General features: G+C 61.0%; 11 protein-coding genes. 2 read left to right on the top strand and 9 right to left on the bottom strand.

Translation table 11 applies throughout. The features are described from left to right. The first annotated feature begins 72 nt into the window (after positions 1–72). Both H7C86_RS25170 and H7C86_RS25165 read left to right on the top strand, forming a co-directional pair. Positions 73–642, top strand: coding sequence for a flavin reductase family protein (locus tag H7C86_RS25170; RefSeq protein WP_019745631.1), 570 nt, complete (start codon positions 73–75; stop codon positions 640–642). 11 nt (positions 643–653) lie between these two features. After that, the gene (locus H7C86_RS25165) at positions 654–2282 is read left to right on the top strand and encodes a 4-hydroxyphenylacetate 3-hydroxylase family protein (RefSeq protein ID WP_020971036.1); all 1629 of its coding nucleotides are present in this window, start codon (positions 654–656) and stop codon (positions 2280–2282) included. Between the two features lie 186 nt (positions 2283–2468). On the opposite strand, the gene H7C86_RS25160 is transcribed toward H7C86_RS25165, so the two are convergent. From H7C86_RS25160 to H7C86_RS25120, 9 genes are read right to left on the bottom strand one after another with little or no spacing between them, the layout of a single operon-like run. Continuing rightward, complete coding sequence (locus tag H7C86_RS25160) at positions 2469–3359, bottom strand: phytanoyl-CoA dioxygenase family protein (protein ID WP_020971037.1); 891 nt, start codon at positions 3357–3359, stop codon at positions 2469–2471. A gap of 10 nt (positions 3360–3369) precedes the next feature. Next, on the bottom strand, positions 3370–4245 hold the full coding sequence (locus H7C86_RS25155) for an NAD(P)-dependent oxidoreductase (RefSeq protein ID WP_037120596.1): 876 nt from the start codon (positions 4243–4245) through the stop codon (positions 3370–3372). Positions 4246–4250: 5 nt separating this feature from the next. Then, positions 4251–5732 carry an NAD(P)/FAD-dependent oxidoreductase gene (locus tag H7C86_RS25150; RefSeq protein ID WP_029256439.1) on the bottom strand — a complete coding sequence of 494 codons (1482 nt, stop codon included), beginning with the start codon at positions 5730–5732 and terminating at the stop codon, positions 4251–4253. Positions 5733–5747: 15 nt separating this feature from the next. Then, positions 5748–7232 (bottom strand): aldehyde dehydrogenase family protein, encoded by a 1485-nt coding sequence (locus tag H7C86_RS25145; RefSeq protein WP_019745636.1) that lies wholly within the window; start codon positions 7230–7232, stop codon positions 5748–5750. Next, positions 7229–8719 carry an amidase gene (locus H7C86_RS25140; protein WP_259349292.1) on the bottom strand — a complete coding sequence of 497 codons (1491 nt, stop codon included), beginning with the start codon at positions 8717–8719 and terminating at the stop codon, positions 7229–7231. Before H7C86_RS25140 ends, H7C86_RS25145 begins: the two co-directional genes overlap by 4 nt. Continuing rightward, complete coding sequence (locus H7C86_RS25135) at positions 8706–9464, bottom strand: gamma-glutamyl-gamma-aminobutyrate hydrolase family protein (protein WP_029256441.1); 759 nt, start codon at positions 9462–9464, stop codon at positions 8706–8708. Before H7C86_RS25135 ends, H7C86_RS25140 begins: the two co-directional genes overlap by 14 nt. Continuing rightward, positions 9442–10527, bottom strand: coding sequence for a Zn-dependent alcohol dehydrogenase (locus H7C86_RS25130; RefSeq protein WP_029256442.1), 1086 nt, complete (start codon positions 10525–10527; stop codon positions 9442–9444). Before H7C86_RS25130 ends, H7C86_RS25135 begins: the two co-directional genes overlap by 23 nt. A 20-nt stretch (positions 10528–10547) precedes the next feature. Beyond that, complete coding sequence (locus tag H7C86_RS25125) at positions 10548–11927, bottom strand: glutamine synthetase family protein (RefSeq protein WP_020971041.1); 1380 nt, start codon at positions 11925–11927, stop codon at positions 10548–10550. Beyond that, entirely contained in the window at positions 11920–12594 is a 675-nt protein-coding gene (locus tag H7C86_RS25120; protein WP_019745641.1) for a hypothetical protein, read from the bottom strand. Before H7C86_RS25120 ends, H7C86_RS25125 begins: the two co-directional genes overlap by 8 nt. Positions 12595–12905 lie beyond the last annotated feature (311 nt).

Here is a 12905-nt window from a genome sequence, read left to right as displayed (position 1 = left end):
TCGTCCAGCACCTCCGCCTCCCGCACTTCGCGGCACCCTCACTCACCAGCCATCCGACAAGGAGGTCCGGTCATGGAACAAAATCAGCTTCGAGGCATCTTCGGCCAATTCGCCAGCGGCGTCACCGTCATCACCTGCACCAACGCCGACGGTCAGCCACACGGAGCCACCGTCACCGCATTCACGGCAATCTCCCTGGAACCACGCCTGTGCCAGATCACGATGACGCGAAAGTCCAAGGCGTGCGGCTACCTCGGCAACGCGCCGTTTGCCGTCAACATCCTTGCCGCCGACCAAGTGGACACGGCCATGCATTTTGCCGGCCGACCGCAGCGCACCGAACCGAAGTGGATCGACGGACCGACCGCCCCCCTGCTCGACGGCGCCGCAGCAACCATCTCGTGCGTCCCGTGGAAGGAGTACGACGGCGGTGACCACATCATCTTCATCGGTGAGATCGTGGATGCGCAGTCGAGTGGCAAGGATCCGCTTCTGTTCTACCGAAGCACTTTTCACGACCTAGGCGCCACCTCGTCGACCACAGTCTGGAACGGCAGTCAGGACGACCCCCACAGCGGATGGTTCGACGCCACCACTTCCTTCACCCCGATTCATCTTCAGCCCGCACCCCAAACGATCTGAAAGGCTTTGCCATGACGACCACCGAAATTCCTCCCACCGGCGTCGACCCCGCAGATTCCGGAGCGCCACAGGTCAATCCGGCCGCCGACAGCGAAGCCAACCGCACGAAGAACTTCGCCACCCGGCCGATGACGGGCGACGAGTACATCTCGAGCCTGCAGGACGGTCGCGAGATCTGGCTTCACGGTGATCGCGTCAAGGACGTCACGACGCACCCCGCCTTCCGGAATCCGATCCGCATGACCGCAAGGCTGTACGACGCTCTGCACACGGGCGAGCACGTAGACGCCTTGACCGTTCCGACGGACACGGGCAACGGCGGTGTCACCATGCCGTTCTTCCGCACTCCGACGTCGTCGGCTGATCTGCTCAAGGAACGCGACGCCATCGCGACGTGGGCACGTATGACCTACGGCTGGATGGGCCGCTCCCCCGACTACAAGGCAAGTTTCCTGGGAACCCTCCACGCCAACAAGGAGTTGTACGCACCGTTCCAGGACAACGCCGAGCGCTGGTACCGCGAATCGCAGGAGAAGGTTCTGTACTGGAACCACGCGATCATCAATCCCCCGGTGGATCGCCAACTTCCACCTGACGAAGTCGGCGACGTCTTCATGAAGGTGGAGAAGGAAACCGACGCCGGTTTGATCGTCAGCGGAGCCAAGGTGGTCGCCACCGGATCGGCGATCACGAACTACAACTTCATCGCTCACTACGGTCTGCCGATCAAGAAGAAGCAGTTCGCCTTGATCTGCACGGTACCGATGGACGCTCCGGGTGTGAAGCTGATCTGCCGCACCTCGTACACCGAACATGCTGCGGTGATGGGCAGTCCGTTCGATTACCCGCTGTCGAGCCGCATGGACGAGAACGACACCATCTTCGTCTTCGACAAGGTGCTGGTTCCATGGGAGAACGTCTTCATGTACGGCGACGTCGACCGGATCAACGCATTCTTCCCTCAATCGGGTTTCCTGCCGCGCTTCACCTTTCAGGGCTGCACTCGCCTGGCCGTAAAGCTCGACTTCATCGCCGGACTGTTGATGAAAGCACTCGAAGCCACCGGCGCTGGCGGCTTCCGCGGAGTTCAGACCCGTGTCGGCGAGGTGATCGGGTGGCGAAACCTCTTCTGGTCGTTGACCGAATCGATGGCACGCGATCCCGAACAGTGGGTCGGCGATTCGGTGATACCGAAGCTCGAGTACGGCCTCACCTATCGAATGTTCATGATCCAGGGGTACCCGCGGATCAAGGAGATCATCGAACAGGACGTGGCGTCGGGCCTGATCTACCTGCCCTCGAGTTCACTCGACTTCAAGAGCCCGGACGTGCGTCCGTACCTTGACAAGTACGTCCGTGGTTCGGACGGCATCACCGCCGTCGACCGGGTGAAAGTCATGAAGGCGCTGTGGGATTCGATCGGCACCGAGTTCGGCGGCCGACACGAACTCTACGAGCGCAACTACTCCGGCAACCACGAAAACGTCAAGGCGGAACTGCTGTTCGCAGCCCAGAATCGTGGACACGCAAGTTCCATGAAGGGACTGGCCGAGCAGTGCCTGAGTGAATACGACCTCGACGGCTGGACGGTCCCTGACCTCATCGGCAACGACGACGTCTCGTTCTTCAAGAACCGGTAGCTCACGCGGTACGAACACTGCACCCTTGGTCAGGACTAGGCAATTGCCTAGTCCTGACCTGAGACACACGATGTCAAGGTGAATCAGCTGGAGTACGCCCATGACGGATATGTTTCTCGATTCGAAACCCAGAAACTACTGTGCGAGTTGGGTTGCGGGTGGCAAGCGACGTGCAGGATCGAGGGTTCAGCGGGCAGTCGGGAGTTCGACGGCGCCGTTTTCGAGGAGAACGTGTGCGTCGATCATCTGACCGCCCCGTTCGACGTAACCCATCAGGTTCGCTCCGGACCCCCAGCCGAGCAGTCGCTGTACCTCTTCGGAAAGATCAAGCAGTTTTTCACGCGGGATTGACAGGTATTGGTTCTCTTCCTGACGTAAGCAGGCGAGGTCGAATGCCATCGTCAAGCCGGTCCGTGGCGCCTCGGACGAGTTGTTACCACCGCCGTGGTACGTAGATCCGGTCCAGATGAGGGCAGCACCGGCCCGCATCACCGTCGGCGCCGCTTCGGCTTGTTTCGGGCCTCGTTGGTCGTCCCACCGATGGCTTCCGGGTATGACGAGGGTGCCGCCGTTTTCTGCTGTGAAATCGCTGACCGCCACCATGATCTGCAGTCGGCCCTCGCGTCCGTAGTCGGGGTGGCGCCACAGAAAGCTCGTGTCGTCTCGATGGAGACGCTGGGCACCCTGCCCTGGGTGGATTTCGATTGCCTGAGTGACACCGATCTGGATATCAGGCGTGATTTCGATCTGGTCGTCTCCGACCCAGACGGACAGGGGCACCTGAAGGATCTTCTTGGCGGCCCCGTAGTAGAGCGGGTGGAGCGCGATCTGGGGCATGAGGTCGATCCGACCGAACAGCCCTCCTGCTCTTCGCGTTTGGGTTCCGGCGAAGAATTCGTCTTCTCCGTAGCCGGTGCTTTCAAGGACGGGGCCAAGTTGGGCGCGCAGCTCGTCGAGCTGGGGGGTGTCGAGGAAATCTTCGACGATGACACCGCCGTCACGGTGGATCACGTCGACGATCTCGTCGACTGTTGTTGTCGAGGGCAGGGCGGTGAGGTGATTGGCCATGGTTGTCATTGATGTCTCCTTAGATTGCGGATTGAGGGTTGGCGGAGAGTGTTTCGATTTGGGCGAAGATGCCCTTGTCCCCGTGCCCGGCTGCGCATGCACGTTGCAAGTTGTCGAGATTCGCCGTCATCAGAGCGGCGCGTTGGCCTGCTCGCTGCATCGATTGTTGCCAGGCTTCTACTGCGGCTGCGTATACGTTCAAGGTTGCCTGATCGGTCTCGTACTCTCCAGATTCGAACGCTTTGAGTGCTTCGTGAAGGAGTTCGAGAAGTTTGTCGGTCCACAGGTGCAAACTGTGGCGCATCTCCGCGATCGCGACGTCCTCGGACCGCACGTACGCTGCTGCTTCGTGGAAGGCACCGAGCGCGACGTTGAAGAATGCGCCTGCCATGGCCGCGTCGATCACGTTGGCGGCACCGGGACGGGCTCCGACATATCGTGATTGGGCGGCGATGGGTGTCAGAAGGCTCTGGACGTCCTCCCACACGTCCTCGTCTCCGGAATAGTTGATCCCTGAACTTTCGGTTCCGATGTCCTCCGGGTATGCAGCTATGGCTCCGTCGAGGTACCGAGCGCCTCGCCCTGCGATCCACTCGGCGAACTGGTTCGCTTCCTCCGGCGTACCGGTTGCGGTGTTGACGATGATTTTTCCGGCAATCGAATCTGCTTCTGTAACGACATCTTTGGCGATCTCGTAGTTCAGGAGACTGATGACGATTAGCGGGCTGGCCGCAATCGCAGATTGTGGAGATTCGGCGACTGTAGCTCCAGTCGCAGCGAGGGGTAACGCTCTGTCGGCGGTTCGATTCCACACCGTCACCTTTGTCCCGCTGCGTATGAGCGCCTGAGCGAGAGCTGTTCCCATCAAGCCGGTGCCGAGTATTGATACGTCCATGTTGTTCATCCTTTGCCTGTCGTCAGTGCACGGAAGTCGGACTTGCGGAATAGCCTGGTGCGCAACCAGTATTCGATTGTGCTGGCCGGCCACAGGGTGTCGATTCGACCGTCAGCGGATTGATACCAGCTGTCGCAGCCACCCGATGCCCATACAGTTCGGCGCATGCGTTCTTGGGTGGCGGCGTAGCTGCCTGTCTGGACGGTGCGATCGAGTTCGAGGGCAGAGATACTCTTTCGGCGCATGTACTGCACTGCCGAAGCGATGTATCTGGCTTGTGCTTCGATCATGAAGATGATCGAGTTGTGACCGAGACCGGTATTCGGGCCGTTGAGGAACCACAGGTTCGGGAACGCGGCGGATGCAAGCCCGAGCTTTGTTGCGGCGCCCTCGCGCCAACTGTCGGAGAGTTCGACTCCTTCGCGGCCGAATACTTTCATCGGTGCCAGGAAGCTGGTTGCCTGGAATCCCGTCGCGAAGATCAGGGTGTCGACTTCGTGTTCCGCTCCCTCTGAGTCAATGATCGAATGCGGGCGGATCTCGGAAACCCCCGAGGTGTTCAAGTGCACATTTTCCCGTTGCAGCGCGGGGTACCAGTCGTCGGATATCAAGCGACGTTTACAGCCGGGATCGTAATCTGGGGTGACCTTCTGCCTCAAGTCCGAATCCGGCACTTGCTGTTGAAGATTGGCGAGCGCCTGGGATCGGTACTGTTCGACGAGTTTGCGATTTCCGAGGAAGGCGCTGGCGAGCTTTTCGAATGCCCAGTAGGTCCGCCATCGCAGCCACCGTTGACGATAAGGACGCCGTGAGAATCTTTCGCGGGTGGCGGGCGACAGCGCGGCATCACCACGTGGCATGACCCAGTTGGGTGATCGCTGAAACACATGCAGGGTCTCGGTGTGCGGGGCGATTTCGGGGACGAACTGGATCGCACTGGCGCCGGAACCTATCACCGCGACACGCCTTCCCGACATGTCGAGGTCATGTCGCCACTTGGCGGAGTGGAATGCGGCACCCTCGAATGATTCCAGTCCGGGTAGCTGCGGGATGTACGGATTACTCAAGCCCCCTGAGCCGTTGACGACAACGGCCGCCGTCACTGATTCGCCGGATGCGAACTGGATGTTCCACCGGAGCCGGTCCTCGTCGAACCGCATTTCGGAGACCTCGACACCGAAGCGGATGTGCGGCAGCAAATCATACTGCGCAGCAACAGATCTGAGATAGTCGAGCAGTTCCGACCATGGCGGGAAGATACGGGTCCAGTTCGGGTTCTGAGCGAAGGAGTAGGAATACAACACGCTGGGCACATCGCAGGCTGCCCCTGGGTATGTGTTGTCGCGCCAGGTTCCGCCGACATCGTCGGCGCGTTCGTACAGGACGAAGTCGTCGATGCCCTTCTTCTTCAGTTCGATCGCCATGCACAGCCCGGAAAACCCGGTTCCGATGATCGCGATGTGGCCGTCGTTGACCCGTGATGACATGTGCTGTGCCTTTGTTCAGAGATGGATCCACGTCGACTTCGTCGACGTGAATTTGTCGAGTGCATGGATGCTCTTGTCCACACTGTGGCCTGAGAGTTTGCGACCGCCGAAGGGGACGGAGAGATCCCCTTCCTCGTAGCAGTTCACCCAGACAAGACCTGCGTCGATTTCGCGCGTGAGCCGATGGGCTCGTGTGAGATTCGACGTCCACACCCCCGCTCCGAGACCGAACGGTGTGGCGTTAGCCAACCTGACGGCGTCAGCGTCGTCAGTGAAACGGGTGACTGCGAGGATCGGTCCGAAAACTTCTTCGAGGAACAGGCGGTGCTCGGCCTGAACATCGGTGAACACGATCGGATCCAGGTACGCCCCCGAACCTGCTCGTTCCTGCAGCGAACCGTGGGCGAGCGTTGCGCCTTCTGTGTGAGCAGTTCTCGCGTGTTCGAGGACGTCCGCGCGATGCGCCCGACTCGCGACGGGCCCGATGTGGGTATCGGGATCGAAAGGGTCACCGACAGTGCAGCGCTTGATTTCCGAAACGACCTCGGCGACGAATTGATCCGCGATCGTTTCCTCGACCAACAAGCGAGCACCTGCAGTGCACATCTGTCCGGCGTTGAAGGTAATTGCCCACGCCACGGTGCGCGCTGCAACGGCGAGGTCCGGAGCATCGGCGAATACCAACTGTGGGCTCTTGCCGCCGAGTTCGAGATGCACGGGTTTCGCATTCGACTCACCCGCGTAGATCAGCAGCTGTTTGCCGACGTCCGGTGATCCGGTGAAGGTGAGACAGTCGACGCCGTTGTGGCGAGCAAGGGCAGCTCCGGCCTGTCCACCGCTACCTGTGACAACTTGCAGCACGCCGTCGGGAAGTCCTGCAGCCGAACCCAGCTGAGCCAAGCGAAGCAAGGACAACGGTGACTGTGTAGCGGGCTTGATGACCATGCTGTTGCCTGCAAGCAACGCAGGGGCGATTTTCCAACTACTGAGAGTGAGTGGGAAGTTCCATGGGGTGATCGCCGCGACCACCCCCACCGGCTCACGGCTCACCAACGCGACCGCATCGATCAGGCCGCGTGGCGACTCGTCGTAGAGTTTGTCAGCCAGTTCTCCATACCAGCGGAAGGTGTTCTCGACGGCGCGCAGCTCGATATCACGTGCCATCTGGATCGGCTTACCCATCTCGAGTGTGATGAGCGCAGCGAGTTCGTCGCGGTGCTCGTAGACGAGCTCTGCCCACCGCTGCAGTACCGCACCACGCTCGCGCGCACTGATCCTCGCCCACCGGCCATCGAGAAACGCCGCGCGAGCACCTTCGACGGCTCTGTCGACGTCGGCGTGAGTGGCCAGCGGGACACTGGTTACGACGGTGTCGTCATGCGGGGATAAGACATGGTGGCGCTCACTCCCGTCACCGTTGAACCATTGACCGTTCAGCCACATAGCCGATGGCGCTTCGATTGACGTCGCGAATCGTGTCCATTCCTCGCGGGTGTTCATGTGCGTTCCGTTTCCGAGTAGAGGGTCGGCATTTTTTCCGTTTCTGGGAGGAGCGGCTTGCCGGCATGAATCGGTGGGACGCGGCCTGCCCATGGGACGGCTTCCTCGAGTTGCGCGGCCACGGCAAGCAACAGATCGTCACGGCCGGGAGCTGCGGCGAGCTGCACTCCGATCGGCAGTCCGTCACACATTCCTGTGGGGATGGAGATAGCCGGTTGGCCCGTGACGTTGTAGATGACAGTAAAGGGCGAGTACTTCGCCAAGGTGTCCACCCACTCGCCGGCGGTGATACCCCGCCGGTTGGAGTCGAGTTCGCCGACGTGCCAGGCGGTCGTCGGTGTGGTGGGCGTGAGAGTGAGGTCGAAGAATTCGAAGAAGCTCGCCGTGCCACGGGTCAGGTGATTCTGGTAGCGGCGGGCGCGGGCGATGTCCGCCCATTCCACGGTGAATCCGTGACGAACCATGGCGGCAGTCGAGCTCTCCAGCGAGGAGTACATGTCCTCGATGGCGCGTACTCCGGTCAGTGCGCGCATGGACTCTGCGATCGACGCAGACCAGAAAGTGAGATTGAGATCCCGAAACAGTTCGGGGTCAACATCTGGTGCCGCAATCTCGACGTGGCCGCCGAACTGTTCGAGCAAGCGCGCGATGCGCATCACCTCGGCTGTCACGGCGGGGTCCGCAGCGTAACGACTGCCAGGTGATTCGGTCGACACAGCGATCCGGAGGCCTTTCGGTCGCCGGCCGACTGCTCGGCTGTAGTGGCCGGGGCTTCGACGCGGCTGAAAGTACCGGTCCCCCGGTGCGCTGCCGTGCACTACGTCCATCAACGCGGCGGCGTCGCGAACTGTCCGGGTGACCGCGAACTCAGTCGTGAGGCCGAAGAGCGGTTCATCCGAATCCGGGCCGGGTGGAACGAGCCCGCGGGTCGGTTTGAGTCCCACCACCCCGCACAGTGCGGCAGGGATTCTTATGGATCCGCCGGCGTCGTTGGCGTGCGCCCACGGCAAGGCCCCGGCGGCAACGAGCGCCGCGGAGCCACCGCTGGATCCACCGGCGACCCGCTGTGGGTTCCAGGGGTTGCGGGTAGGACCGTTCACTGCCGATTCCGTCGTTGCGCTGAATCCGAATTCTGGTGTGGCAGTGCGACAGGTCACGGACAGTCCGGCAGCGCGCCACCTAGCCATCAGATCGGAGTCACGTGTGGCGATATAGCCTGCGGTTGCTGCGCTACCGTTCTCGTTCGCTATCCCCGCCGCAGTGCACAGGAGATCTTTGAGCGCGAACGGAACTCCGCTGAAAGGACCGGATGTGGAATACGTCGGTGGTGGGTCGAGTGGAGGACCGACGGTGGCACCGAGGTGCGTGTCGACGTGGGAGATTGCAGCTAGTGCGGCTTCGCGCACTTCAGCAGGGGTTACTTCTTTCCGGTCGAGTCGACATTTCAGATCCGTGGCGTCCATGTCCGAGTATTCATGCAACTCCATCGAGCACTTCCTTTCGCGCGAGAGCGACCTGGACCAACCAAGCGAAGACGGGGTCCTTCCGGCGCCATTCCGGATGCCATTGGACGCCGACGATCGGTCTCCCGCGCATCTCCACCGCTTCGACGACACCGTCCGGAGCCCACCCGCTGGGAGTGAGGCCCGGGCCGAGCCGGTCCACTGCTTGGTGGTGCAAGGAGTTGACCTCTACGTGTGCGCCGTATATCTCGAACACCGTCGAATCAGTGGCGATCCGTACGGGGTGGGTCTCCTCGGCTATGCCCAGTCCTGGTGACTTGTGGTTGATGTCTATGGTCGGAAGATCAGGCACGAGCGTGCCTCCCAATGCCACATTCAGCATCTGCATCCCGCGACAGACACCCAGCAGTGGAGTACCGAGTTCTACTGCACCCGATATTAATTCGATCTCATACGCATCTCGACGCGGGTCACTGTCCGGGTCGGTGGGCGCGGCGTCGATACCCAGTGTTTCGGGGTGAACATCCTGCCCACCAGAGATGACTATTCCGTCGAGCCGCTCAATCAGGTCGATTCCGCTTGCCTCATAGGGAATTTGGACGACCAGGGCGCCTTCGGACGACAGCCGGGTGGGAAAATCGGAGTAGTGCATGTCGAACTCGAGATGGCGGTACCGAGGTTCGACGGCCAGGCGTTCCGCGCTCGAGCGCCGACCGGTCACTCCGATCAATGGGCGACGCGCACGCTCAGGCGAATTCGACGACGACACGATTCACCCCTCCTTCACGAAGCGCTGCGATTCCTGTGTTGATCTCGTCGAAGGGGACTCGCAACGAGATCATCTCGTCGAGTTCGAGTCGGCCCTGGACGTACAGCTCGGCCAATCGCGGAATATCGGTCGGGAATTGGTTCGACCCGAGGAGGGAGCCTTGCAATCGCTTCTCCTGGAAAAACAATTCCGACGCTGTGATCCGCAGCGGCTCGTCATCAGGAACCATGCCGAGGACCGTGGCCACTCCGCCGGGAGCGAGCATCGAGAATGCCTGCTCGACAGTGACTCTGCGGCCGATCGCCTCGAATGAGTAGTCCACCCCACCCGGACACAACGCGCGTACGGCGTCGACGGGCTCGATCTCAGCCGCGTTCACTGACGCAGTCGCCCCGACTCGAAGAGCCTGATCGATACTTCGCTGGTCCACATCGATCGCGATGATCCGGGCCGCGCCGGCTAGCCGGGCGCCCTGAATTACCGAAAGCCCCACGCCTCCACAACCGATGACGGCAACCGACGACCCTGGTTCGATGCGAGCACTGTGCCAGACCGCCCCGACGCCGGTGATGGTGGCGCACCCGAGCAAACTCGCGCGATCGAGAGGTACCGAATCGTCGACGCGGACGACGCTGTTCTCGTGCACGAGCATCTGTTCGGCGAATCCACCGATGCCACCCATTCGTCCCACTGCGCGCCCGGCCTTGGTCGTCAACGCCGGCTGGGGCCGCGAGCGGAGGCGGGAATGATTGGAGCAGAGGGTGAGTCGACCTGCAATGCAGTATCGGCATCGGCCACAAAAAGCTGTCATGCACGTCACGACGTGGTCGCCAGGCGCTACAGCCGTGACGTCTGACCCAACCGATTCGACGATGCCCGATGCCTCGTGACCGAGCACCTCCGGAAGTTCTGTTCGCCAGAGCGCGTCCACGTAGTGCAGATCGGTATGACACAGCCCGACGGCTGCTGTACGTATGCGAACTTCTCGAGGTCCGGCCACGTCGATGTCGAGTTCTTCGAACTCGAGCCGACCAGGGGCAGCGTTCAGTATTGCTGCTTTCATCTTCAGACCTGTCCTCGTTGTCAGACGTGCTCGAAGTAGCGTTCGAGCTCCCAGTCGGAGACTCCTGCGGCCGGGTCTCCCCCAGTGGTAAAGAACTGCAACCATTCCCACCGGCGCGTGCCGATCCAGTACTCCACCAGCTCTCGCCCCAAAACCTCCGTCAGGTTTACATCGCCACTCAATTCCGCGATCGCTCGAGAGAGGCTGGCTGGCAACTTCGGGGTTCCCGGCGGCAATCCCCAGGCCATGACGGTGCATTCGAGGCCAGGATCGCTGTGATCGCGCAGGCCGATCAGACCGCCGGCAAGGAACGATGCCATCGACAGATAGATGTTCACGTCCGCCGACGGGACGCGATACTCGACACGAGAGAGCTTCTCGGTCGTGCAGACGGCTCGAACGGCCGCGCTCTTGTTGTCAACACCCCACGTGACGGTGGTGGGAGGTCCGTCGAATTCTGCGATTCTGCGGTATGAGTTCACGGTCGGATACTGGAAAGAACTGGCCGCCGCCATTGTGTCGAGGACGCCACCGATGAAGTTCCGCATCGTCTCCGACGGGTGCGAGGGCTCAACTTCATCGAAGAAGGCGTTCCGTCCGTCCTGTTGAAGCGAAAGGTTGATGTGAGCGCCCTGCCCGAACTGGTCCGGCGACCACCGAGCCATGAAGGTGATGGTGCGACCGTGCTCGTAGGCGACTTCCCGCATGATCTGCTTCGTTCGTACGTACCAGTCCGCTGCGGTGAGAATGTCGGTCGGTGGGAGATTTACTTCGATTTGGCCGTGCGCGGACTCGTCTGCCCAGCCTTCCCAAGGGATTCCGGCCCGTTCGATGCGGTCAGCTATTGCGTCCATGAGCGTCGTGTAGTCCCGTGATCTGCTCAACAGGTAGATCGCGCCCTGGGTACCGCCGAGTGGATGCAGGTTCGTGAAACGCTGTTCGCGGGCCTGCTCGATCGACTCTTCGAACACCGTGGCCTCGATCTCCACGGCCGCCTTACCTGTAAATCCAAGCTCGGCAAGCTCTTTGACCACACGTGCGAGCGTGGATCGCGAACACACTGGAAGCGGTGCCCCGTGTTGATCGACCAGATCACACATCACCGTGGCGAGACCTGGTAGTGATGCGTCGGTTGACAGAGTCGTAAGGTCGGGACGAAGGAAGACGTCGTGCATCTCACCGCGCCAATCACCGAAATCGAATCCGAGCTGAGCGGTGTTCCCGAGATCGACTGCGAGGGCGATATCAGCGAATCCCCAGCCCGATTGCGCTCCGGACTCAAACTTTTTGGGTGACAGATGTTTTCCGACCAAGGCACCATCCAACGTCACGGTTTGTGCGCGAATCGTGCGAACGGAATTGTTGCCGATCCATTCACCGAGGTTCGTCGTGTCAGACATGGAGGACCGCCTTCATTGATGCTCCCGCGACGACCGACAATTGTCGGTTCGTGCCTTTGATGTAGAACTTCCCTGCGCGCAGGGAATAGACGAACAACTCGAAACCCGCTAGCAGTCGACGTAGATCCATCTCGAGCCCGTGAATTTCATACGCATCCGTTGTCGGCCCCACGTGCACGGCTGCGCCCGTGTCGAGAGCAGCCAATGACAATCCGGGCATTCCAGGCAGGCCCGAAGCTTTCTCCCAGAATTCACACGCTGCGATGTCCAGCGTCGGTGGCTCTGGTTCGATAAGAGGGGTTAACGCGGCAACATTCGCAGTGCCCGCCAGGGGCTCGTCCTCGGATATCGCCAGTTCGTCGACGCTGATTCCGACAACAGGAACTGTCGACCCCTCGGGGCTACTGACGTGCACGCCGGTTGCTGTTCGAGTCAATCGCGCGCTTTGCGGATCACTGGTCGACTGCAGGTCGACCTCGGGGGGCATTGCCTCGAGAGCTTTCCTGCCTGAGTCGGAATCGAGAGCAACGCGCAGGCGGGTCACGACAGCTCGTACCAACGGGGGTGGGTCGAACTCCATCGTGACGGCGACGTCGGGCGCACACCGGGTATGGGATTCATCGGGTCGCGGTGGATCTGTATCCACCCGCTCTCGGATGTCGGTCATGGGGTGGTCCCTCCAGTTTCGGGGCATGGGGCAAGCGATTTGGTTGCGCGTCAGAGAGACGCGGTTTTGTGCGATGTCGCAGCTCTCGCCCTGGTGTGATCTGCCAAGCGCTATAGTCGAGCAATGAAGTCAGTCACATGACTAACTCATGTGACTGAGATTATGGCGGATCGGAGCTAGCGTCAATAGGCAAACTGCAAGAGATCCCGAAGAGCGGCAACGACGCACCCGGAACGCACCGGGCAGATAAAGGATCGACCAGGGTGTCACGCACGCTGAGTGACATCGATACGCTCGACCCCTGGAGTCCC

It is taken from the genome of Rhodococcus sp. UFZ-B548 (genome assembly GCF_903819475.1).
GTDB lineage: Bacteria > Actinomycetota > Actinomycetes > Mycobacteriales > Mycobacteriaceae > Rhodococcus_F > Rhodococcus_F erythropolis.
The sequence above is the reverse complement of the archived record's forward strand: the minus strand, read 5'-3'. Positions and strand labels throughout refer to the sequence as shown.

Coding starts and splice junctions, on each gene's coding strand:
- H7C86_RS25170 (WP_019745631.1), top strand. CDS start 73: ATGGAACAAAATCAGCTTCGAGGCATCTTCGGCCAATTCGCCAGCGGC.
- H7C86_RS25165 (WP_020971036.1), top strand. CDS start 654: ATGACGACCACCGAAATTCCTCCCACCGGCGTCGACCCCGCAGATTCC.
- H7C86_RS25160 (WP_020971037.1), bottom strand. CDS start 3,359: ATGACAACCATGGCCAATCACCTCACCGCCCTGCCCTCGACAACAACA.
- H7C86_RS25155 (WP_037120596.1), bottom strand. CDS start 4,245: ATGGACGTATCAATACTCGGCACCGGCTTGATGGGAACAGCTCTCGCT.
- H7C86_RS25150 (WP_029256439.1), bottom strand. CDS start 5,732: ATGTCATCACGGGTCAACGACGGCCACATCGCGATCATCGGAACCGGG.
- H7C86_RS25145 (WP_019745636.1), bottom strand. CDS start 7,232: ATGAACACCCGCGAGGAATGGACACGATTCGCGACGTCAATCGAAGCG.
- H7C86_RS25140 (WP_259349292.1), bottom strand. CDS start 8,719: ATGGAGTTGCATGAATACTCGGACATGGACGCCACGGATCTGAAATGT.
- H7C86_RS25130 (WP_029256442.1), bottom strand. CDS start 10,527: ATGAAAGCAGCAATACTGAACGCTGCCCCTGGTCGGCTCGAGTTCGAA.
- H7C86_RS25125 (WP_020971041.1), bottom strand. CDS start 11,927: ATGTCTGACACGACGAACCTCGGTGAATGGATCGGCAACAATTCCGTT.
- H7C86_RS25120 (WP_019745641.1), bottom strand. CDS start 12,594: ATGACCGACATCCGAGAGCGGGTGGATACAGATCCACCGCGACCCGAT.